The organism is Pseudoalteromonas sp. 2CM28B (assembly GCF_023161935.1).
In genome coordinates, this window is record NZ_JALNTH010000031.1 from 63,995 (window position 1) to 86,005 (window position 22,011).

General features: G+C 39.9%; 19 protein-coding genes and 1 pseudogene. 6 read left to right on the plus strand and 14 right to left on the minus strand.

What is annotated here, in order from left to right; all coding sequences use genetic code 11:
* Nucleotides 1-8: 8 nt before the first annotated feature.
* From hemB to ubiE, 10 genes are all read right to left on the minus strand, one after another.
* Nucleotides 9-1,016, minus strand: a complete 1,008-nt coding sequence (gene hemB / locus MTN96_RS27960) for a porphobilinogen synthase (protein WP_069438904.1) — start codon at nucleotides 1,014-1,016, stop codon at nucleotides 9-11.
* 13 nt (nucleotides 1,017-1,029) lie between these two features.
* Nucleotides 1,030-2,889 (minus strand): diguanylate cyclase, encoded by a 1,860-nt coding sequence (locus MTN96_RS27965; RefSeq protein ID WP_248533536.1) that lies wholly within the window; start codon nucleotides 2,887-2,889, stop codon nucleotides 1,030-1,032.
* Nucleotides 2,889-3,674: a TatD family hydrolase gene (locus MTN96_RS27970; RefSeq protein ID WP_069438906.1), complete on the minus strand. Its 786-nt coding sequence runs from the start codon at nucleotides 3,672-3,674 to the stop codon at nucleotides 2,889-2,891. The genes MTN96_RS27965 and MTN96_RS27970 overlap by 1 nt, the downstream gene beginning before the upstream one ends.
* A complete protein-coding gene (locus MTN96_RS27975; protein WP_248533538.1) occupies nucleotides 3,674-4,183 on the minus strand; it encodes a hypothetical protein in 510 nt (169 codons plus the stop codon). The genes MTN96_RS27970 and MTN96_RS27975 overlap by 1 nt, the downstream gene beginning before the upstream one ends.
* Before the next feature lies 1 nt (nucleotide 4,184).
* A complete protein-coding gene (tatC, locus tag MTN96_RS27980; protein WP_138627379.1) occupies nucleotides 4,185-4,925 on the minus strand; it encodes a twin-arginine translocase subunit TatC in 741 nt (246 codons plus the stop codon).
* 49 nt (nucleotides 4,926-4,974) lie between these two features.
* Nucleotides 4,975-5,307 carry a Sec-independent protein translocase protein TatB gene (tatB, locus tag MTN96_RS27985; RefSeq protein ID WP_036980612.1) on the minus strand — a complete coding sequence of 111 codons (333 nt, stop codon included), beginning with the start codon at nucleotides 5,305-5,307 and terminating at the stop codon, nucleotides 4,975-4,977.
* Between the two features lie 5 nt (nucleotides 5,308-5,312).
* Nucleotides 5,313-5,573 carry a Sec-independent protein translocase subunit TatA gene (gene tatA / locus MTN96_RS27990; protein ID WP_013466200.1) on the minus strand — a complete coding sequence of 87 codons (261 nt, stop codon included), beginning with the start codon at nucleotides 5,571-5,573 and terminating at the stop codon, nucleotides 5,313-5,315.
* Nucleotides 5,574-5,652: 79 nt separating this feature from the next.
* Entirely contained in the window at nucleotides 5,653-7,254 is a 1,602-nt protein-coding gene (gene ubiB, locus MTN96_RS27995; RefSeq protein ID WP_248533541.1) for a ubiquinone biosynthesis regulatory protein kinase UbiB, read from the minus strand.
* A gap of 17 nt (nucleotides 7,255-7,271) precedes the next feature.
* Entirely contained in the window at nucleotides 7,272-7,931 is a 660-nt protein-coding gene (locus MTN96_RS28000; protein WP_036980608.1) for an SCP2 domain-containing protein, read from the minus strand.
* A gap of 12 nt (nucleotides 7,932-7,943) precedes the next feature.
* Nucleotides 7,944-8,699, minus strand: a complete 756-nt coding sequence (gene ubiE / locus MTN96_RS28005; protein WP_248533544.1) for a bifunctional demethylmenaquinone methyltransferase/2-methoxy-6-polyprenyl-1,4-benzoquinol methylase UbiE — start codon at nucleotides 8,697-8,699, stop codon at nucleotides 7,944-7,946.
* Between the two features lie 170 nt (nucleotides 8,700-8,869).
* Between ubiE and MTN96_RS28010 the strand changes: the two genes are divergently transcribed.
* Nucleotides 8,870-10,006 (plus strand): ISAs1 family transposase, encoded by a 1,137-nt coding sequence (locus MTN96_RS28010; RefSeq protein ID WP_024602346.1) that lies wholly within the window; start codon nucleotides 8,870-8,872, stop codon nucleotides 10,004-10,006.
* Between the two features lie 35 nt (nucleotides 10,007-10,041).
* Here the strand turns inward: MTN96_RS28010 and MTN96_RS28015 are convergent, their stop codons facing one another.
* On the minus strand, nucleotides 10,042-11,001 hold the full coding sequence (locus MTN96_RS28015) for a diguanylate cyclase domain-containing protein (protein WP_248533556.1): 960 nt from the start codon (nucleotides 10,999-11,001) through the stop codon (nucleotides 10,042-10,044).
* A gap of 334 nt (nucleotides 11,002-11,335) precedes the next feature.
* Here MTN96_RS28015 and MTN96_RS28020 point away from each other — a divergent pair, with 334 nt between their 5' ends.
* Nucleotides 11,336-13,114 (plus strand): DUF885 family protein, encoded by a 1,779-nt coding sequence (locus MTN96_RS28020; protein WP_214552928.1) that lies wholly within the window; start codon nucleotides 11,336-11,338, stop codon nucleotides 13,112-13,114.
* Nucleotides 13,115-13,190: 76 nt separating this feature from the next.
* Nucleotides 13,191-14,672 carry an FMN-binding glutamate synthase family protein gene (locus MTN96_RS28025; protein ID WP_248533546.1) on the plus strand — a complete coding sequence of 494 codons (1,482 nt, stop codon included), beginning with the start codon at nucleotides 13,191-13,193 and terminating at the stop codon, nucleotides 14,670-14,672.
* 15 nt (nucleotides 14,673-14,687) lie between these two features.
* Here the strand turns inward: MTN96_RS28025 and MTN96_RS28030 are convergent, their stop codons facing one another.
* On the minus strand, nucleotides 14,688-15,323 hold the full coding sequence (locus MTN96_RS28030; protein WP_138627384.1) for a methylthioribulose 1-phosphate dehydratase: 636 nt from the start codon (nucleotides 15,321-15,323) through the stop codon (nucleotides 14,688-14,690).
* A 101-nt stretch (nucleotides 15,324-15,424) separates the two neighbouring features.
* Here MTN96_RS28030 and MTN96_RS28035 point away from each other — a divergent pair.
* The 3 genes and pseudogenes from MTN96_RS28035 (at nucleotide 15,425) to MTN96_RS28045 (ending at nucleotide 18,810) form a co-directional block, all read left to right on the plus strand.
* Nucleotides 15,425-16,566, plus strand: a pseudogene (locus MTN96_RS28035) (methionine aminotransferase).
* Nucleotides 16,554-17,327, plus strand: a complete 774-nt coding sequence (locus tag MTN96_RS28040; protein WP_069438915.1) for an amidohydrolase — start codon at nucleotides 16,554-16,556, stop codon at nucleotides 17,325-17,327. The pseudogene MTN96_RS28035 and the gene MTN96_RS28040 overlap by 13 nt, the downstream one beginning before the upstream one ends.
* Before the next feature lie 58 nt (nucleotides 17,328-17,385).
* Entirely contained in the window at nucleotides 17,386-18,810 is a 1,425-nt protein-coding gene (locus MTN96_RS28045) for a mannose-1-phosphate guanylyltransferase/mannose-6-phosphate isomerase (protein WP_248533548.1), read from the plus strand.
* A 110-nt stretch (nucleotides 18,811-18,920) separates the two neighbouring features.
* Here MTN96_RS28045 and MTN96_RS28050 read toward each other — a convergent pair whose 3' ends face one another.
* A complete protein-coding gene (locus MTN96_RS28050; RefSeq protein ID WP_248533549.1) occupies nucleotides 18,921-21,077 on the minus strand; it encodes a response regulator in 2,157 nt (718 codons plus the stop codon).
* Nucleotides 21,078-21,157: 80 nt separating this feature from the next.
* Nucleotides 21,158-21,814, minus strand: a complete 657-nt coding sequence (locus MTN96_RS28055; protein ID WP_008108518.1) for a response regulator transcription factor — start codon at nucleotides 21,812-21,814, stop codon at nucleotides 21,158-21,160.
* Nucleotides 21,815-22,011 lie beyond the last annotated feature (197 nt).

Sequence of the window (22,011 nt, forward strand, 5' to 3'; positions counted from 1 at the left end):
TGCTTTTATTACTTATTTAAATAGCGGGCAGCCTGCTTTGCAAAGTAAGTCAGAATGCCATCAGCACCTGCACGTTTAAATGCTAATAGAGACTCCATAATAGTGGCTTCCTCACTCAGCCAGCCGTTATCAATAGCGGCTTTGTGCATCGCGTACTCACCACTTACCTGATAAGCAAATGTTGGTACACCAAATTCATCTTTAACGCGGCGTACAATGTCTAAATAAGGCATACCTGGCTTAACCATTACCATATCGGCGCCTTCTTGCAAATCAAGAGCCACTTCACGAATAGCTTCATCAGAGTTGGCAGGATCCATTTGGTAAGTTTTTTTATCAGCGCCTTTTAGGTTTCCTGCTGAACCGACAGCATCTCTAAATGGGCCATAGTAGCTTGATGCATACTTTGCTGAATAGGCCATAATGCGAGTGTGAATAAAGCCATCGGCTTCAAGGGCTTCACGAATTGCACCAATACGCCCATCCATCATGTCTGATGGGGCAACAACATCAGCACCTGCATGTGCGTGTGATAGCGCCTGCTTAATTAAAATTTCGGTAGTGACGTCATTAATTACATAACCTGCATCATCAAGAATGCCGTCTTGACCATGCACAGTAAATGGGTCAAGTGCAACATCGGTGATCACGCCAAGCTCAGGAAAGGTTTCTTTTAATGCGCGAACAGTTCTTTGTGCTAAGCCATCATCGTTATACGCTTCTTCAGCGAGTAGAGACTTTTTATCTGCAGGGGTAACAGGGAAAATAGCAAGCGCAGGGACGCCTAAATCAACTAATTCTTTAGCTTCTTCTAGCAGTAAATCAATTGACAAACGTTCAATGCCGGGCATCGATTCAATACTTTCACGACGGTTTTTACCTTCAAGCACAAAAACAGGGTAAATAAGATCATTAACACTCAGCTGATTTTCAGCCATAAGGCGACGAGAGAAATCATTACGGCGCATTCTACGCATGCGAGTATATGGGAAAAGGTCTAGTCCAGATTGGGCCATAAGTTATACGCTCCTACTGTGAGATTGGAAAATTAACCACTTGATTGCGGCCATGTTGTTTTGCTAGATAGAGTGCCTTATCGGCACGCTCAGTAAATGTTTCAGGGTTATGAACATCATCGGCAATATGAGTATAAACACCGGCACTAATGGTGTATTTAATCGTAGTACCTGCAACACTGACAGTGTTTTTTTCTACTGCGCACCGTATTTGCTCGGCAATAGCTAACGCACCTTGATTATTAGTATTGGGTAGCAGGACGACAAATTCTTCACCACCATAACGCGCCACTTCATCAAGGGGACGTTTTAATTGTTGTTTAATAACATCACAGACTGCTCGAATTACCTGATCGCCGGTTAAGTGGCCATAGGTATCGTTGATTTCTTTAAACTTATCTATATCAAGCATAATGATGCTCAAGGGTGTTTGCTCACGGCGTGAACGGCGAATTTCCATGATTATTTTTTTATCAAAGAAGCGCCTGTTTTTTACCCCTGTTAGGGCATCTTCCATATTGAGTTGTTCAAGCTCACGGTTCTTATCTTCAAGTTCCCTAAGCGTGACTTGTAACTCAAAGGTGCGCTCATCAACTTGGTTTTCAAGTTCATGACGAGTGCGATCTTGTAATTCAATTCGTTCATTTAACAACGCGTCTTGCGCTGCACTTTTTGCAATCAATGCCTGTTGTGTTGTGACTTGCTCATCGCGTTGTAATATAAATAATTTTATGACGGTGTAGCTTAAACAAAATGAGCAGCTTAAAGAGGCCGCGAAGGTGAGTATTAAGCTGGATCTAGTGACGGTATACAGGCCTGTTAACGCAACGGAAAAATGAATGACTACAATTAAAAAGAACCCGAGTGCCATTAATAGAGATTTATTGGGGCTCGTGGGGTTTTTTCGTAAGTAAAATAATGTTGTGACAACATGATAACTTAAAATGACAGGAATGCTTAAAATAGCAAACAAAGCCACGCTTGGAGTAGGCAGCAACCCTATAAGTACAATAACCAATGCATATAAGGTGGTAATTATTGTTTGCCCTTTAACTAAGCTGGATTTAATGGGTATGCAAACATAGCGCTGTAAAGGAAGAAACAACACCGTGATCAGCATTAGCAAAATAGGCAGCATTAATTGCTGTAAGGCTGCTATGTTTGGGGGGGCATAACGAAACCCAAATCCGCCTAAATATGCTAAAAATAGGCTAAGCATCAGTGTAATCACACCGGCATAGGCAAAATAATGTTTACGTGAAAAAGCAAATAAAACCAAGCTACTGATAGCCAAAGAAAAAATAAATCCAATCAGTAATCCATAGTGCAAGTTAAGCATACTTTTATGGGCTAATAATGCATCTTGTTGCCATAAGGTGAGGGGAACGCGAAGCCCGATTCCCGCATTATTATTAACGTTAAGATAAACGGTGGTTTCGCTGTTAGCGGGAAGTGTTAATTTAACCAACAAAGACTCACTTTTAATCGCTCTATCAGATAAAGGAAGAGCATCACCAAAATGTTCCGATTTTAGTCGCTTCTCACCCATAAAGTGGTACAGGTATACATTGTTTAGAAGTGGGTTATCTAACGATAAAATTGGCTCTGTTGGCTTATTAAGATAATTATTTAGTTGAAATTGAATCCACACAGGGCGAGTTTCAAGACCTAAATTAAGCGGTTTATTATTAAGTGACTGCCATTGTTGTAAGTTGCTTTGTTGTGCATCTTCTAGTGAGTTGGGGGTAAACGAATAATGAATCGACTCTATTTTTTTTGAGCTAAATTCGCTATTTATATCAATTGCAGTTGCAGGGAAACAGGATGTAAAAAACACCAAAATGAATGCCAGCAAGGTGCTGTAGATGCGCATTATTTTTTCTCTAATCCAAATAAGCGATTAAAGTTTTCACGAGTATGTTTTGCCACTTCAGATGCTGGAATGTCGTAAAGCTGAGCAAGCGTGTCACACACATAATGCAGCAATGCTGGCTCGTTTCGTCTTGATTTTGGCTTTGGTTTAACAATACGAGGAATTAAAAATGGCGAATCGGTTTCTATTAATAAACGTTCAATAGGAATACTCGGTATAAGTTGCTGTAACTCCTCGCCACGTCGTTCGTCACATACCCAGCCGGTAATACCAATATAAAGTCCTAAACTTAAGTAACCTGAGAGTGCTTGCGCATTGCCTGTAAAGCAGTGCAGTACACCGCGAACAGTAAATTCTTTTAAAATAGTGAGCATATCCTCACTGGCATCACGTTCATGCAAATAAACAGGCAAGTTGAGTTTTTCAGCTAATGCGAGCTGACGACGCAAAACAGCACGTTGTATATCTCTAGGGGAAAAGTCGCGATTGTAATCTAGTCCGCATTCACCTATGGCAATAACATGCTCATTTTGAGCGAGCTGAGTAAGTTGTTGCTCAAGCTCAGGGGTTGCTGTTTTAGCGTCATGAGGGTGAATACCAGCGGTAGCATATTGATTATAGTGCGCAGCAAGTGCTAATGATTCTTCACTGGAGGTTATATCACAGCCAATAATCAGCATCCTGTTTACGCCCGCATCTTTTGCTCTGGCGAGCACCTCTTGATGCTGACCATCAAATTGATGATTAGTTAAATTTACGCCAGCATCAATTAACGTGTATTGCATTACTGAGTACGTTTTACACGAATTGAACGGTTTTGATCTGCTTTTTTAAGTAAAAAAGAGTTAAATACGCCACGGCTAATAATAACAGTATCACCTTCGTCTAATCTTAAGCTATCTGAGCCAATTTGACGCCATTGCTGGTTATTTTCTAAGGTAATGATTAGCTCACCATAAGGTGCTTTTTTAACAGAAGAAATCATTGATGTAATAGACTTTTCACCATTTTCAGCAATTTCTTTATGCTCTAAACCAAACTCTTTTACTTTAGTGACCACAGGCGCTGTTGCAGCGGGAGCCTCAGCTTTTACATTTGTTTGTGCCGATTTGCTTAGCTGGCTTTGCGCTGGTTGTGTTAATGACTTTCCGGCAATGGTGTTGTCGTAGCAGAGTAAACGATTAAAGTCGTTTTCAATAAAACTACAGGCTTGCAAAGCTTGCTCATTAATAGGAGTAGCGGCTAAAACCGGTACGCTGACTAAAGCGAGTAAAGAAAGTAAATACTTGTTCATATTATTCCTTAGATTCTTGTTGTGGTTTTGCGGTATAAAATTTAGCTAAAATTAAACCAAGCTCAAATAAAAGCAGCATAGGTAGTGCCAATAGGGTTTGTGAAAGCACATCAGGAGGCGTTAAAAACATTGCCACTACAAATACGCCAACCACTATATAGGGACGCTTGTCTTTTAGACTTTGTGTGGTTGTTGCACCGCTCCAGCAGAGCAACATAATTGCAACTGGGATTTCAAATGCGATCCCAAAAGCAAAAAACAGCTTGAGCACAAAGCCTAAATAACTACTTATATCGGGCGCAAGTGTCATCATTTGCGGCCCTACACTAGTGAAAAACCCTAAAATTATAGGTAGCACCACAAAATAACAAAAAGCAATGCCACTATAAAATAAGATAATACTGGAAGCCAATATGGGCATCAGCATTTTCTTTTCATGTTGATATAAACCCGGGGCTATAAACCCCCAAATTTGATGCAAAATCCAAGGAATGGCAGCAAATAAAGCAACAAACAACGTCAGCTTAAAAGGGGCAAAAAACGGTGCAGTAACATCCGTTGCAATCATAGTGGCTGTACTAGGTAAATGAGCAACTAACGGAGCGGCTACAAAGGTATAAATATCGTTTGCAAAGTAAATTAAGCCAATAAAAATCACTAAAATACTCAATAACGATTTAATTAGCCGGTCACGCAATTCAATTAAATGAGCGACAAACCCTGATTTTACTTCCTCAGTCATTGTGTTTTATACCGTGTATTAAGTGCATGAAAAAAAGAGAGTGCTATGTTCACTTTGAGTCATCTGTTTGTTGGCTATTTGATGCTGGCGTTTGACTTTTTTTATAGCTACGGGTGACTGATTGCGCCGCTTGTTGTAGCTCAGAAACAGAATTTTGTAGGTCAGGACTTAAATCTTTAAGACCTTGTTGCTCTGCTTTTTTTAGATTTTCGTGTAGCTCATGCACACGAAGCTCCTCACTCACCTCCGCTTTTACGGAATTGGCCATTGCTTTTGCTGTTTTAACCCAACGGCTCACAGTTCTAATAGCGACAGGTAAACGCTCAGGACCAAGCACCACCAAACCGACAATAAATACAACAACAAGCTCCCACATTCCCATGCTGGTTAAACCTTGTCGTTGTCTTTAGTTTTGCTAGTTGTACTTGAATCGATAGGTGTTGATTCTGCTGATTTTTCAATGTGTTCTGTTTTATTTTCGCTGGCTTGTTTTTCAGCGCTTTGCTCATCCGACATCGCTTTTTTAAAACCTTTAACTGCACCGCCTAAATCACCACCGATACCGCGTAGCTTTTTGGTACCAAATAAAAGTACAATGATTGCAAGTACAATTAATAGCTGCCAAATACTAATACCACCAAACCCCATGGTTTTCTCCTGCTTTTAAAGCCGTTAATATTAAGATTAAATGCTGATTATACGCCCACAGCGGTAAATAGCACTTAGTTTATGCGCGGCGCCAAGCCGCTATAAAGCCAACTACAGCACAGCCTAAGACAACGCCAGCAGCCATTAAGTTGTATTGTAAATAAAATAATGCTGAAACAATCATCGCTGCACTACTAAAAAGTCCTAAAACCAAGGGCTTATGTGAAACCGTTGATGTTGGAGGTTGTGCGTGCGGTGCTCGTTTTAAATTTTGATAAATTAAATCAGGCAACTCAGGCATTTTTTCTGCCCAAAACGGCAAGTTTGCATACATTTGCTTTAGTACAGAAAGCGGGCCAACCTGTTGTTTTACCCAGTCTTCTAAAAACGGTTTTGCGGTTTTCCACAAATCTAGTTGTGGATAAAGCTGGCGACCTAAGCCTTCAACATACAACAAGGTTTTTTGTAATAATACGAGTTGTGGTTGAACCTGCATATTAAAACGACGTGCAGTATTAAATAAATTAACCAGTACATGGCCAAATGATATTTCAGCCAGTGGTTTATTAAAAATGGGCTCGCAAACGGTACGAATGGCAAATTCAAACTCTTCAATGCTGGTATCGGGCGGCACCCACCCTGAATCAACATGTAGCTGAGCTACTTGGCGGTAGTCACGATTAAAAAAGGCAATAAAGTTTTCAGCTAAATAGCGTTTATCTTCTTTGTTAAGTGTTCCCACAATACCACAATCTATACCAATATATTTAGGATTGTGCGGGTTTTCGCGCGACACAAAAATATTGCCAGGGTGCATATCTGCATGAAAAAAACTATCGCGGAATACTTGAGTAAAAAACACTTCCACTCCGCGCTCTGCTAATAACTTCATATTGGTATTTTGTGCCATGAGCGCCTCAGTATCCGAAACAGGAATACCGTAAATTCGCTCCATAACTAATACATTATTGCGGCTGTAATCACTATATACAGTGGGGATATAAAGAGATTCTGAACCTTCGAAGTTACGCTTTAATTGAATGCCGTTAGCACCCTCACGCATTAAGTCTAGTTCATCGAGTAATGTTTTTTTATACTCTTTAACCACTTCTACAGGGCGTAAGCGTTTCGCTTCATTAATTAACTTACCAACAACTTTAGCTAATTTTTCCATTAAGGCTAAATCGGCATTAATTTGCTGCTCAATGTTAGGGCGAATAACTTTAATAACAACATCTTGCGATTCGCCCTGCGCGTCAACGAGGGTGGCAGTATGCACTTGAGCAATTGAGGCCGATGCCAAGGGGGTTTGTGAAAACTCGCTAAATAGCTGGCTAATATCATCTATTTCTAATGCTTTTTCGATGATCTTTTGCGCTAATTCACCTTCAAAAGGTTCTACCTGATCTTGTAAAAATGCTAACTCTAGCGCGATATCGTGGGGTAACAAGTCACGACGGGTTGAGAGCATTTGGCCAAATTTTATCCACACTGGGCCAAGTTGTTGCAGTGCTAATCGAAGCCTTAAGCCAGGTGGTTTATCTTTGTGTTGGTTGCGCAACCAAAACAAACTTCCTCGTGCAAGTTTAGCAAACCAAGGTGCTTTGTGTTTTGGAATAAGCTCATCGAGTCCGTAGCTAAGCAGAGTTTTAGTTATGTAATACAGTCGGGCAGTTGACACAAAAAATCCTTAGCGCGTTAAAGAGCTTTAATTAAGGCGTTAATACGTTGCTCAATGGCGGCAACTTGGCCTTTTAGTGCTCTATTTTGTTGTTTAAATTGCGCAAGCTCTAATGGATGAATGGTGATTGCCAATTCATCTTGGCACACACTAATAAAAGTACTGTCTAGCTGAGACTTTGCTTTTTTACCTTGCTGCTTAAGCGACTGCAAATGTAAATAAAGTTGTTGTGCAGGCGCGTCGCCAATATGCTTTGCTAGTTGCTCTGGCCAATCAATGTCTACACTTGAAAAGGCGGAACTATAATTTTGAGCTATATTTAAATCGCCTTCTAAATCAAGTTTATTTTGGCGAATAAGTTGAGTCATCATGGCAGGGTTTTTCAGTGCTAACAATGTATCTATGGTGGCACTGATCATACAATCAGCGTCAGCATGTTCTAATGCAGTGTAAAGATGTAGCTGCTGATTGGCATAGGTAATGACTATTTTTTGCTGCCAGTCTCTAACTTCAACCAATAAACGCTGATGCTCTACTACATTTAGTTTATCGTGTAAGCTCGGGTCGAGTTTAAGCGCTTGATTTAGTATTTGTTCAATAAGCGAAAGCACAAAACTCGGTAGCATAAAAAAACTGCTTGTAGCCGGTTGTTCTTTATTGTTTTCTTCAAGCGCCATAAATTACTAACCTTAGTATTTAAATCCACGATGAAGCGCAACAATGCCACTTGTTAGATTTTGATAAGTCGTTTGCTCAAATCCCGCTTCGACCATCATCGATTTAAGCGTTTCTTGATCTGGATGCATACGAATTGACTCGGCTAAGTATTGGTACGATTCACTGTCGTTAGCAACTAGCTTACCCATAGTAGGTAAAATGTTGAAAGAGTAAAAATCATACGCTTTGCTGAGAAGCTCTTGCTCTGGTTTCGAAAACTCAAGAATGAGTAAACGACCACCTGGCTTTAAAATACGGTACATAGAGCGCAACGCTTTATTTTGGTCGGTAACATTACGTAAGCCAAAAGCAATCGTAATTAAATCAAAACTATTATCAGGAAAAGGTAATGCTTCAGCATTCATTTGCACATAATTAATGTTACCGACAAGGCCTAAGTTATGCAGCTTTTCGCGGCCAACCTTTAGCATTGAAGAGTTTATATCACCTAAAACAACCTGGCCGGTATCGCCAACAAGTTGACTAAACTTTGCGGTTAAATCGCCAGTACCACCGGCTAAGTCTAATACATGATGGCCTTTACGAATGCCTGAACTAGCGATTGTTTGACGTTTCCATAAGCGATGAATACCAAAAGACATGAGATCATTCATAACATCGTATTTTGTCGCAACAGAATGAAACACATCAGCAACCATAGAAGCTTTTTCGGTTTCGGCAACAGTTTTATAGCCAAAATGCGTGGTCTTTTCAGGGTTCTCGTTCATGATTAATCTCTATCGTGGTAATAAAGACTAGTGTACTTGATTGTGCACCAAGGGTGCAATTTGAATATGATTTATCAGCTAATTTATCACGGCAAGATCATTATAAATTGAACTTATAGAATATGTAGTGATCAGATCAAGGCATAATAATCACCTTGGTCACGTAAAATATGAGCGCTACTTTTCTGAAACACTTTAATTCAATTACCGATCCTCGCATTGAACGCTGTAAAAAGCATGAGCTTATCGATATTCTCCTTTTAGCCATTAGTGCAGTAATCTCCGGTGCACAAGGATGGGAGGATATTGAAGACTTTGGGCATCTAAAACTTGATTGGTTAAAAAGATATGGCGCTTTCAACGCGGGTATTCCAAGACACGACACCATAGCCCGTGTCATTTGTCGGTTAAAATCAGATGAAATAGAGCATGCATTTCAATCTTGGATATCTTCACTTATTGAAACCACGGGTGCTGATATTATTGCTATGGATGGAAAAACTGCACGTCGTTCATTTACAACCAAAGATAGAAAAAGTGCTTTACATACCGTCAGTGCATGGAGCTGCCAACACCAGTTAGTTTTAGGGCAAACAGCCGTTGATAGCAAAACAAATGAAATCACAGCCATACCTGAGTTACTCACCATGCTAGATATTGAAAATAGCATCATTACACTTGATGCTATGGGCTGCCAGCAAGAAATAGCGAAACAAATAATTAAACAAAAAGCTGATTATATCCTAGCGCTCAAAGGTAACCATTCAGGTATGCAGAGTGAATTAGAAGCTTGGTGGCACAAGAGTGAGCGCGAAGGATTGACCAATAGCAACTATGATAAACATACCGAAATAAGCTCAGGGCATGGGCGCATTGAAACAAGGGTTTGTCAGCAATTGCTTATTGATAAAAGCTGGTTAGATAAAATCTACCAATGGTCTGGCTTAAAGAGTGTTATTCAAGTAACCGCTGAGGTTCACGATAAATCATCAGGTACAGACACGATAGAAACGCGTTGGTATATTAGTTCGTTAGCGTTAGGTGCGGAGCAAGCTCTTAATGCGGTACGAAGCCACTGGCAGGTTGAAAGTATGCATTGGATGTTGGATATGAACTTTAGGGAAGATGAATCAAGAATCCGTAAGAAGCAAGGACCCCTTGTTTTTAACGTAATGAGAAAAATAGCCATGGCGTTATTTAAACAAGATACAACTAAAACAGCCAGTATGGCGAGAAAAAAGAAAATGGCAGGGCTAGACGATGATTATCGCTCAACCCTGTTAGAATCTGGGATTAAAATGCGCTAGCCATGGCTAATTTATTGTGTGAACAGTGTAATTGGCTATTGAGATGTGCGTGATTTAAAGGCCGCGTTTGAGGCACTTTTAACAAGTTGGTTAAAGTCGCCTTGTTGTTGTTCCGTAATCCCTAGAGAGAGAGAAATGGGAGGGAGTTTTAGATCGCTTTTTGAACTTATAAAGCGTAGTTTTTCAACTCCGCTTATCACTTTTTGTGCAATAAGGTTAGCGGTTTCGGGTTCTATGTTAGCAAGTAAAACGATGAATTGATCTTTTGCAGAGCGTCCGGCTAAGCCACTTTGCGAAACATATTTTTGCACTTGCTTAGCCACTTTATTTAAAATCACTTCGCCAATGGCATCGCCAAAATTATTAATAAAATGCTCTAAATTATCAATTTGAATGGCAATAGCTGAGATTGATTTGTCTTGTTTTAACCATAACTGTGTTTGTTTGGTTAAATAATGGCGTTTGTATAAGCCAGTTTGTGGGTCAATCACATGTTGTTTGCGTAGGGTATTAAGTTGTATTTTAGTTGCTTCGTGTAGTTTTTTGGCCTGACTTAGTTGGTGTTTAAATTGAGCTTGTTGCGTTAATAAAAGCTGAGTTTGTTCATTAAGCCTTTCTAAAGCAATACGGCTGTTGGCAATATTATTTTCATCTAGAGAGTGCATACAGTCATTAACATGACCTGCAAAGTCGTTTAGCTTTTTTTCGGTCTGTTGAGCATTTTGCGATAGTGAATTGATCACGCCATTGACGTTTTCAATCATGGCTACTTCGGTTTTATGCCCTTGATTTAAATATTCAAAATAGAGTTGTTCAATAAACAGCTCATCAATATTTTGATGGGCATCTATGGCATCATCAATAGCATTGTTAAGCGCAAAATGGATTTTACTAGTGTATGTATACACAACTTGAAAATTTAAGGGGGTAGGAGGCAAAACATGATGCTCTAAAAACATACATACTTTTGTCATTTTTTCTTGTGCTATAGCCATGGAGTCATGGAACATCATTTGCAATTACCAACCAAATACGCATAAATGCTGATTTATAAAACTCGTCCAATAAGGCAATTTGCTTCCAAGCGCAGATACAATAATCATTATATCTGTGATTTAAAAGTAAAATGAGTCGTAGTTGGCTAAAATGGCGCTATAAATTCAATAACCGTTGCTTTTTTGAGCAATTACTCTAATTGTTAAGTATTAACTTAAGTTAATACAATATCTCACGGGCGTATATTTTGCGCAGTTGGTCGTATATCTATTTGCTATTTATCTAGGCTACGATAGGTTTATCACATCTGTAATATTACTAAGATCAATCACTATGAATTTATCTCTTTCAAAACAAATGCGTCTTTCCTTATTAAGTGTCACCTTAGTGTGCTCATTAAGCGCGTGTCAGCTCACCGCAATTAACGCCGATCAGCAATTTACGCAAACGGCTGAAAATATCGTACAGCACCGCCAAAATGTAAGCCCGTATAGTAACCCCGAAGGCGTTGATGGCTACTTATTACCTAATTTGTCAGCTGAATTTTTAGCACAGCAATATCAAAAAAACACGCAGTTATTAGCAGATTTAGATGCCATAGATGTAAGTAAGCTCAGTGATGAAAACCAAATTAACTACAGTATTATTCGAGCGCAAGTGCAAAATAGTGTTGATGAATATGTATTTAATACGCACTACATGCCTTTAACGTCAGAATATGGCTTTCATTCAAGCTTATCGTTTATTGTTAATAGCTCTGATTATAAAACCGCACAAGATTATCAACACTATTTAAAGCGATTAAAGCAAGTTCCGCGCTTTTTTGAGCAAAATATAGGTTGGATGCGCAAAGGATTAGAAGTTGGTTTAACTCAACCCAAAGCGGTGTTAATTGGTTATCAAGACTCGATTACTGCTTACATTGTTGATGACGTCACACAATCTGAATTTTATAAGCCTTTTTTAAACAATACCGCTGGTTTAAGTGATAGTGAATTTGCAGCGTTACAACAACAAGCTAAAGCTATTATTAGCAGCCAAGTTATTAATGCCTACAAAGACTACTTAACTTTTTTTAATAACGAATACTTACCAGGCGCACGTAGTGATATTGGTATTTCGTCAACACCGAATGGTGAGGCCTTTTATGCAAATCGTGCTAAATATTACACCACCACACAAATGACCCCAAAAGAAATACATGAGCTGGGTTTAGCGGAGGTTGCGCGCATTCGTAGTGAAATGGAAGCGGTTATTAAAGAAGTCGGTTTTAAAGGCACATTTGCAGAATTTATCCACTTTTTACGAACAGATCCGCAGTTTTACGCCACAACGCCTGAGCAATTATTAAAAGAGGCCGCGTATATTGCAAAAAAAATGGATGCACAGTTACCTAAATTATTTCATACCTTACCACGTAAACCTTATGGCGTAGCGCCGGTGCCTGCCAATATTGCTCCTAAGTACACTACTGGGCGCTATTCGGGTTCGAGCCGTGATGATCAAGCCGGCTTTTATTGGGTGAATACCTACGCTTTAGATAAACGACCACTCTATGCTTTAGAAGCATTAACTTTGCACGAAGCTGTTCCGGGTCATCATTTACAAATATCACTCAATGCAGAACTTGAAAGCTTACCTAGCTATCGCCGTGATGCGTATTTATCAGCGTTTGGTGAGGGCTGGGGACTGTATTCAGAGTACTTAGGCGTTGAAGCGGGTTTTTATCAAGACCCGTACAGCAACTTTGGTCGTTTAACCTACGAAATGTGGCGTGCTGCACGTTTAGTGGTTGATACGGGGATGCACATGTACGGCTGGAGTCGTGAGCGTGCAATGAACTTTATGGCCGATAATACTGCGCTTTCATTACACAATGTAAAAACAGAAACCGATCGTTATATTTCATGGCCTGCACAAGCGTTGTCATACAAAATTGGTGAGTTAACAATTAAACGTCTGCGTGCAGAGGCCGAGCAAGCATTAGGTCAGCAGTTTGATATTCGTGAGTTTCATCATCAAATATTGCGCCATGGTTCAGTGCCTTTATCGCTGCTTGAGCAGCAAATACGTTTATATATACAAGAAGAATTAGCAAAAACAGATAGCTAATAGCGTATTATTTTGAAACTATAAAAGCGTGGTGTTATTTAATGACATCACGCTTTTTAGCATTTAAGGATAAGTAATGAGTCAATTTATAATGTTTAGTATCGATGTGTTTGCCAGCTTATTTATTGTTGTATTTGGATTGCTGGTTATATTAATTGCTATTTTTTATGTTCGAGATATTACCCAAACAAAGCATGCTATTAGGCGTAATTATCCGGTAATTGGACGTTTTCGCTACTTTTTTGAACGCCAAGGTGAGTTTTTTCGTCAGTATTTTTTTGCTCTCGACCGTGAAGAAATGCCCTTTAATCGCGCCGAACGCAGTTGGGTATATCGGGCTGCTAAAGATGTTGATCATACGGCTGCTTTTGGTTCAACCCAAAGCTTAGAAACGACAGGCACCGTAATGTTTATGAACTGCGCATTTCCTACCTTAGATGAAGAAGCCTTAGCGCCTAGCAACGTAACGCTTGGGTCTTATTGTAAATTTCCTTACACCACAAATTCGTTATTTAATATATCGGGCATGAGCTTTGGTGCGCTATCTAGCCCTGCTGTTCGTGCACTCTCAAAGGGAGCAAAATTAGCCGGTTGTTGGATGAACACGGGGGAAGGCGGACTTAGTCCGTATCACTTAGAAGGTGGTGCCGATATCGTGTTTCAAATTGGTACGGCTAAATATGGTGTACGCGACGAGCAGGGAAATTTAAGTACAGAAAAGCTAAAAGCCGTTGCTGCACACCCAACAGTTAAAATGTTTGAACTGAAAATGAGCCAAGGTGCCAAGCCAGGCAAAGGCGGCATGTTACCTGGGCGAAAAGTGAATGCTGAAATTGCCAAAATAAGAGGCATACCCGAAGGGCAGGATTCTATTAGCCCAAATGGGCACCCAGAAATAAAAAATCCAAACGATATTCTAGACATGCTTACCACCATCAGGACTACAACCGGTAAACCGACAGGTTTTAAAGCGGTTATTGGTGAGCATACTTGGTTAGAAAGTTTATTTGCCGAGATTAATCATCGTGGTATTGAGTCTGCACCCGACTTTATTACTATTGATAGTGCGGATGGCGGTACAGGCGCAGCACCACAATCTTTATTAGATTCTGTGGGGTTACCGCTTAAAGAAAGCCTTCCTTTAGTGATACAGCTATTAAAGAAACATGGGCTTAGAGAGCGAGTTAAAATTATTGTTTCGGGTAAGTTAATTGTTCCTTCCAAAGTCGCATGGGCACTAGCACTAGGAGCCGACTTTGTGGTTTCTGCGCGAGGGCATATGTTTGCACTAGGCTGCATTCAGGCTATGCAATGTAATAAAGATACCTGCCCAACAGGAATTACTACGCATAATGAACGTTTGCAACGTGGTTTAAATGTTGAAGATAAAGCGCAGCGGGTCGCAAATTATAATAAATACATTCATTACGGTGCAGGGCTTATTGCACATTCTTGTGGCGTTACCAGTGCTCGCGAATTAAAACGCAAACATGTGCGTATTGTGCAAGAAAGCGGCCTTTCTGAGCCGCTAGATAAAATGTACGAGCATTATCATTAAATACTTGCTTGTTAATTATTGATGATGAAGTGTATTGCTCGCTTGAATGCCGGTGATTTTTAATCGCTCTAATTCGCAGCTAAACAAAAACTCTAGTGCTTCTAGGTGGCGACGCACTTCAGCAATATTTTTGCCAACTGCATATAAGCCATGACCGCGAATTAATACACCAAATTTAATCGGTGAGTGCAAATGGTGATCGCTGACTAATAAGCTCAAACGATCAATATCTTGGTCATTATCAAAAATAGGAATGCTTAAGGTTTCTAAATGTGAGGTAAAACCACTGAGCGCTTTTTGCATTTCGTAACCGCTTAAATCAAGCTGATGAGCTTGCGTTACTTGTGAAAGCACCGTTGCTGCAACAGATTGAGTATGCAATACACATTGCGCCTCAGGAATTAACTGATACAAACTTAAATGTAATTTCGCTTCGCTTGATAACGCCTGAGGAGTATTTAAGTTTTGCTGGTCTAACTGTAAAAAATGCTCATGGGTAAGTTGGGCCTTATCGCAGCCATTAGTCGTTATAACAAAGCCATTTTGGGTGCGAGCTGATAAACTTCCACCCGAGGCAGGAACCCAACCTTGTTGGCTAATCCATTTTGCGGCTTCTATAAGGTTTGAAATAGCGGTATGGTTGTCTTGCATATTTTCCTCACAAATAACAATTAAAGTACAGTTTAGACGGCTAAACTTCCGTTTTTAATCATAGCACTGCTCTGTACACAAAACCATCATCAGGAGACTTCGTGTTTGACAGTAAACTCCCCAATTTAGGTATTAGTATATTTAGCCAAATGAGTGGCTTGGCTAATAAGTTTTCGGCAATTAATCTTTCGCAAGGTTTTCCTGAGTTTGATACCCCTGAGTATTTAAAAGCGCAGTTAAGCCAGTATGTAACGCAAGGGGTTAATCAATACTCGCCTTCCAGCGGTGTACCTAAACTGCAGCAGCAAATTGCAGCATTAGTTCAGCGCAAATACAAAGCGCAAATTGATGGAACAAGCCAAGTAACTATAACTTCAGGAGCAACTGAAGCACTATTTGTAGCGATTCAAACAATCGTGCGCGCGGGTGATGAAGTTATTATATTTGATCCTGCATACGACTCATATCAGCCCGCTATTGAACTGGCAGGCGGCAAGTCAGTGCATGTTGCGTTAGCCGCGCCAGATTACGCCATAAATTGGCAAATGGTAAATCAAGCTATCACAGTAAATACTCGTGCAATTATTATTAATACTCCGCATAACCCAAGCGGTAAAGTATTAAAGCAGCAAGATATCAACGAACTAAAAAGCTAGTGAGCGCTCACAATTTATATGTCATAAGTGATGAGGTTTATGAGCATATAACGTTTGATCAACAACCACACTTAAGTGCACTAGGTGACGAGGAACTACTGGTAAAAAGCTTTGTTATTTCAAGCTTTGGTAAAACCTTTCATAGCACCGGTTGGAAAATGGGCTACTGTATTGCGCCCACTGATTTATGCGAAGAATTTCGAAAGATTCATCAGTATGTTACTTTTTCAAGCTTTACGCCTGCGCAACATGCATTAGCAGATATGTTAGAGCAACACGCTGAACACATTGACCAGTTAAGTGAGTTTTATCAACAAAAGCGCGATGTACTCAGTAATGCTCTACAAGACAGCCGTTTTAGCATTTTACCAAGTGAAGGCACCTACTTTTTACTGCTTGATTACAGTGATGTATCGGATTTAAATGACGTAGAATTTTGCCAATGGTTAGCAGAACAAGCAGGCGTGGCAGCCATTCCACTGAGTGTATTTTACCAGCAGCCAAATAACGATAAAGTTATTCGTTTATGTTTTGCTAAAAACGATCAAACCTTAATAGAGGCGGCGCGCATTTTATGTCAACTTTAACTTTTACATTATTGCAAAGCTCGCTACATTGGCTCGATAAAAAAGCCAATTTAGCTATGTTTGAACAACAACTTGCTAACATCAACAATCAACCTGATTTAATTGTATTGCCCGAAACCTTTGCCACTGGATTTGCGGTTAACCTTGATTGTGGCGAACCTGAAAATGGCTCAGTACTGGGTTGGCTTAAAACACAAGCTAAAAAACATAATGCAGTGATTGCTGGCTCAGTATTGGTAACCCAAGAAGACAAAAAGGCCAACCGGTTTTATTGGGTAAAACCAAGTGGTGATGTGCGTTATTACGATAAACGCCACTTATTTTGTTTGGGTAACGAAGGCGAGTTTGTAGTGCCAGGGCAAACGCGTGAAGTGTTTGAGCTAAATGGGTTTAAAATTTTACCGCAAGTTTGCTACGATTTACGTTTTCCGGTGTTTCAGCGCAATAACAATGACTACGACGTGATGATAAATATTGCCAACTGGCCAGCTGCAAGACGTAATGTGTGGGATACCTTATTAATGGCGCGAGCAATGGAAAACCTGTGCTACGTGGTTGGCGTAAATCGGGTTGGCGAAGATGGTAATGGTATTGACCACAGCGGTGGAACCGCAGTGTATGACTTTAAAGGTGATCCACTGATTAAAGCGAATGATGACCAGCCAGCATTATTAACAATCACATTAAATAAAGCGCCGCTTGATGAGTTTAGAGCTAAATTTCCGGCACATTTAGATGCCGATGCTTTTACATTGGTATAAATTAGCGCCCAGCCGATAAAGTGCTAAAATAGCCGCTGATATTTTTATTGGCGGCTTTATGAATACAACCCTTATTACACCGGTAATTTTAGCTGGCGGTATTGGCACACGGCTTTGGCCGCTGTCGCGCCAAGCAATGCCAAAGCAGTTTTTATCTTTGCTTGATAATAAAAACCAGCAGTCGTTATTGCAAAGTACGTTAGTGCGTGTTGCAACTGAGGGCTTTAATCCCGCTATTTTGGTCTGTAATGAGCAGCATCGATTTATTGCCGCGCAGCAGGCAGCATTTGCAAAACCCCATGCCATAGTACTTGAGCCAGAAGGCAAAAATACCGCACCAGCTATTGCCCTTGCCGCGCACTATGCATTAAAAAATAATATTACAGGTCCTTTGTTGGTGATGCCTGCCGATCATCATATTGAAGATTTTACGCCATTAACTGCTCAGTTATCTGATGCGATTAAACTTGCTGAGCAAGGTAAATTAGTTACATTTTCAATCACACCAACAGAGCCACACACAGGTTATGGGTATATAAAACAGGGCGCAGCCATTAAAGATAGCTGTTGTTTTGAAGTTGACCAGTTTAAAGAAAAGCCTGATTTAGCAACTGCATTAACTTATTTAGCTGAGGGCGGTTATAGTTGGAACAGTGGCATGTTTTTATTTACTCCCGCGGCATATCTAAAAGAGCTGGAACGCTTTGCGCCAAAAATAGCTAAAAGTGTTGCTAGTGCCACTGATTTTAAACAAGACTTAGCGTTTACTAGAGCAAATACTCATGCACTTGAATCTTGCCCAAGTGACTCGATTGATTATGCTATTTTAGAGCGCAGCAATAATGTGGTGGTAATGCCCGTTGCATTAAATTGGAGCGATGTGGGTAGTTTTTCTGCACTGGCAGCGCTAAGTAAAAAAGAGCCACAGGGTAATAACCCACACCAAGAACATATCGCCCAAAACAGTAGTAACAACTTAGTTATTAGCGAAGATGGACACACAATAGCGACATTAGGAGTAAGCGATTTAGCAATTATTCATACCCACGACGCCACTTTAATTGCTGATCAAAATGCGCTTGATGCCCTCCCGTTATTGCTCAAGCAACTGGCAACAACACATAATAACAAACTGACACACCATCAGGTGGTTTACCGCCCTTGGGGAAATTATCGTACGCTGGTAGAAAGTATCGGTTTTAAAGTAAAAAAAATAACCGTTAATAGTGGGGCTAGGCTCTCAACGCAGCGTCATCAGCACCGCGCTGAGCATTGGGTGGTAGTATCAGGCACTGCAGATATATGTATTGACCAGCAAAGCTTAACGCTGACCCACGACCAATCTTGTTATATTGCTGCAAAACAGCTGCACAGTTTAGCGAATAATCAGCCCGAGCCCTTAGTTGTTATTGAAGTTCAAACGGGTGCCATTTTAGATGAAAGCGATATAGAGCGATTTGACGATATATACGGCAGAAAGTAACAGTATAAATAGTGAAAATACTTGATTATTTGTCACTGCAGTAAAACTTGGTAGCCCGTAGCCCGTAGCCCGTAGCCCGTAGCCCGTAGCCCGTAGCCCGTAGCCCGTTTTTACCCTAGCCCTTGCCGTACATACTTTAAATACGCCTCTAAACTGTGTTGCCACAGTGTGCTGGCTTCATTTAATGAGTTATTTAATGGTTTTTTATCTAGTAAGCGTCGCTCAATTTTTTTAAGAGATAATCCATAGCTATTAAAGCCAAGTTGCATGGCGGTGCTGGCTTGGCGATGTAATAACTTAATGCATTGCTCGGGGTCTTGCTCTAATAAAGCTTGGCAACGGCTCAGCTTATTACGAGCAGAAAGAATAAATTCATTATAAATAGAAGACACTTCATCAATACTAAAAGAGCTTGTAAGGGTCTCTGTTGCTGTTTCATCGTATAACGTATCAACCAGATCGACGGCAATGTTAGCTGTTTGTGTTGACTGTGAATCACTCAATGCTTGGCGTAGTTTTTCTTGCTTTAATGGCTTGCCAACAATGTCTTTAATACCCAATGCTAAGTATTCTTTTATTTCATCAGGGCTTAAACTGGCAGTAAAGGCCAGCACCGGCGTTCGCTGATTTTTATGCTCCACCCGTTTGAGTGTTTTTAGTACCTGTTGCCCTGTTAAATCGGGTAGGTTCATATCAAGTAGCACCACATCAAAGTGGTATTTTTTCATCAACTCAATCGCACTTTTGCCATCTTTAGCGAGCTTAATTTTATGCTCGTCGTCTGCCATAAATTCAACGGCAATTTTTTGGTTCAGATCTAAATCTTCAACAAGTAATACATCGAGTCCGGTTAAATAGTCTTTACTTTGATGGCGTTGCTCGACGAGACTAAGCTCACCAATGGCTAACGTCATGTTAAAGCTAAATACACTACCTACTCCCAGCTCACTGGTAATTTCTAGCTGGCTATTAATTTTATCGAGAAGGCGACTAGTTATAGCAAGTCCGAGGCCTGTTCCGCCTTTTTCTTTACCGGCACTGCTTTGAATGTAGGGCTCAGTTAAATAATCAATTTCATCTTTTTCAATACCGGGGCCTGAATCGAGTACACTTACTTTAAGAGTGTGATCTAGCTGGGTTTCATTAACTAAATCTATTTGTACTTTTACCATACCGTTATCGGTAAATTTAATCGCATTACCTACAAGGTTAATAATAATTTGTCTGAGTTTTTGTTGGTCGCAGTAGTAACAGGCTTTATCGGGGATATTACAGGCAAGCTCAAATTTAAGTTGTTTTTGTTCGGCCAGAGGGCTTAACAGCAAACATAAGTTTTGCAGCCATGTTTTAAACTCTATGTCTTCTTCGTACAGGGCTTCGTCGTGCTGATCTAAGCTTGCGTATTCCAGCACTTTATCTACCAGTAAGTTGAGTGACTCTGCTGAATTGATAATTGCCTCACAATAGGCTTTATTGCGGCTGTCGCTGGTTTGATTTAATATCAGTTGTGCACTGCCTAATATGCCGTTTAGTGGTGTGCGTATTTCATGGCTGATGGTGGATAAAAACAGTCCGCGAATTTCTAAATCTTTATGAGCTTTTTCAGTGAGCTTATTAAGTCGTAATTCCCTGCGCTCATTACATAACAACGCCATACCTGCAGCATAAAACATGGGGGCAATAACACTGTTTAAAAATAACAGTGAGTTAAACCATGAATTTAAAATGGCATCCTGTTGTGCAATGTCATCCATAAATAGGCTTCGGGTAATAAAACTTGCTGCAACTAAAGTTAAAATAATTATGTAAACAATGCTGGCGTTAGGGTAGGGTTTTCGCGCATATTTTATAAATATAAATAATAAAAAAGTGGCCTCTACAATATGCTGCAAATCAGAAATATATACCCGCGAGCGCATTGAAGGCTGTAAAAATGTGAAATAAACAAGCATCAAAGCGCTGAGCGCTGTAAATAGGCAAACAAACTTAAGGCCACGACCATGATAATTTAAAAATTGACTCAGTGACAAACAATGCACAATAGAAGCTAAAAACATCATGTTATTAGCAAGGGTAATGGCAATCTGATCAGGAATTTTGCCTATTAGTGCAAAACTAACAATGGCAGTTAATAGCAGTAAAGGATAGAAAATATAAAGTAACGTGCCGGGAACATGCTTATTGGTACGCCAGGTTAAAAAGTTCAGTAGCGTCATCACTGTTATAACGGCGATACTGGCAAAATAAAGCGTAAATGAGTCGAGCATTAAGACCCCAACAGCGTTTTTTAAAGAAGATATAAAAACAGGCACTTAAAGTGCCTGTATGGTATTTATTCAAACAAACGTTAACGAATTTCGTCAGGAATGTTTTGTTGTGCCCAAGAAAGTAATTCAATACGGTTACGGCATTTAGTTTTTCTAAATGCACTGTATAAATGAGTTTTAACCGTATGCGGGCTAATACTTAACTCTTCAGCAATTTCTTTATTTTTAGAACCATTACTCATTAACGAGATAATTGCTTTTTCACGCTTCGTTAGCTTTATTGGTTCAATATCACCATCAGTTAGCTTATGCAGCGCATCTTTATTAAATTGCAGCATGCGGTTAAGCGCATTACACATAATGTCACGACGATACCAAAGCTGATCTTCGAGTAATAAACGAATCCCTTTCATGAGTACATCGGCATTATCTGTGGTGTAAAATACACCACGAATACCGCTAAGCAATGCGCGATTAGCAAGCTCTGGGTTTTCATCTAAATTGAACAACACAATATCGCACTTGATGCGTAAGTTAACGAGTTGCTCTTTTAGCTTTGTCCATGCGTCTTTACTTGATGTTTCAATGAACAATAAGCGAGTACCTACCGGAACATCTAAAATATTTGTACCCGTAGTAACGTCAAGGCCTTGTGTTTTTAACAATGGCTCTAAAACGTTAATACCAATAGTGTTAATTGGTTCTTCATCTAACAACAAAAAGGCTGAACTGCTCATGTTTTTTTTACTCTTTTATAAAGCTGGCTAATTAATTTTACCACAATCCCTACACACCTTTTGTATTAGAGAATCGTTATTTCACTGGAGAAAAGGTGCGATTTCCGATTATTTAAACATAAAATGTTGCAAATAAGTAATTGTTTTTTTTCGTGTAGTAAGAAAAACGCCGTATTTTTGATTTTTTTAAACTAATC

Coding starts and splice junctions, on each gene's coding strand:
- hemB (WP_069438904.1), bottom strand. CDS start 1,016: ATGGCCCAATCTGGACTAGACCTTTTCCCATATACTCGCATGCGTAGA.
- MTN96_RS27965 (WP_248533536.1), bottom strand. CDS start 2,889: ATGCGCATCTACAGCACCTTGCTGGCATTCATTTTGGTGTTTTTTACA.
- MTN96_RS27970 (WP_069438906.1), bottom strand. CDS start 3,674: ATGCAATACACGTTAATTGATGCTGGCGTAAATTTAACTAATCATCAA.
- MTN96_RS27975 (WP_248533538.1), bottom strand. CDS start 4,183: ATGAACAAGTATTTACTTTCTTTACTCGCTTTAGTCAGCGTACCGGTT.
- tatC (WP_138627379.1), bottom strand. CDS start 4,925: ATGACTGAGGAAGTAAAATCAGGGTTTGTCGCTCATTTAATTGAATTG.
- tatB (WP_036980612.1), bottom strand. CDS start 5,307: ATGGGAATGTGGGAGCTTGTTGTTGTATTTATTGTCGGTTTGGTGGTG.
- tatA (WP_013466200.1), bottom strand. CDS start 5,573: ATGGGGTTTGGTGGTATTAGTATTTGGCAGCTATTAATTGTACTTGCA.
- MTN96_RS28000 (WP_036980608.1), bottom strand. CDS start 7,931: ATGGCGCTTGAAGAAAACAATAAAGAACAACCGGCTACAAGCAGTTTT.
- ubiE (WP_248533544.1), bottom strand. CDS start 8,699: ATGAACGAGAACCCTGAAAAGACCACGCATTTTGGCTATAAAACTGTT.
- MTN96_RS28010 (WP_024602346.1), top strand. CDS start 8,870: ATGAGCGCTACTTTTCTGAAACACTTTAATTCAATTACCGATCCTCGC.
- MTN96_RS28015 (WP_248533556.1), bottom strand. CDS start 11,001: ATGGCTATAGCACAAGAAAAAATGACAAAAGTATGTATGTTTTTAGAG.
- MTN96_RS28020 (WP_214552928.1), top strand. CDS start 11,336: ATGAATTTATCTCTTTCAAAACAAATGCGTCTTTCCTTATTAAGTGTC.
- MTN96_RS28025 (WP_248533546.1), top strand. CDS start 13,191: ATGAGTCAATTTATAATGTTTAGTATCGATGTGTTTGCCAGCTTATTT.
- MTN96_RS28030 (WP_138627384.1), bottom strand. CDS start 15,323: ATGCAAGACAACCATACCGCTATTTCAAACCTTATAGAAGCCGCAAAA.
- MTN96_RS28040 (WP_069438915.1), top strand. CDS start 16,554: ATGTCAACTTTAACTTTTACATTATTGCAAAGCTCGCTACATTGGCTC.
- MTN96_RS28045 (WP_248533548.1), top strand. CDS start 17,386: ATGAATACAACCCTTATTACACCGGTAATTTTAGCTGGCGGTATTGGC.
- MTN96_RS28050 (WP_248533549.1), bottom strand. CDS start 21,077: ATGCTCGACTCATTTACGCTTTATTTTGCCAGTATCGCCGTTATAACA.
- MTN96_RS28055 (WP_008108518.1), bottom strand. CDS start 21,814: ATGAGCAGTTCAGCCTTTTTGTTGTTAGATGAAGAACCAATTAACACT.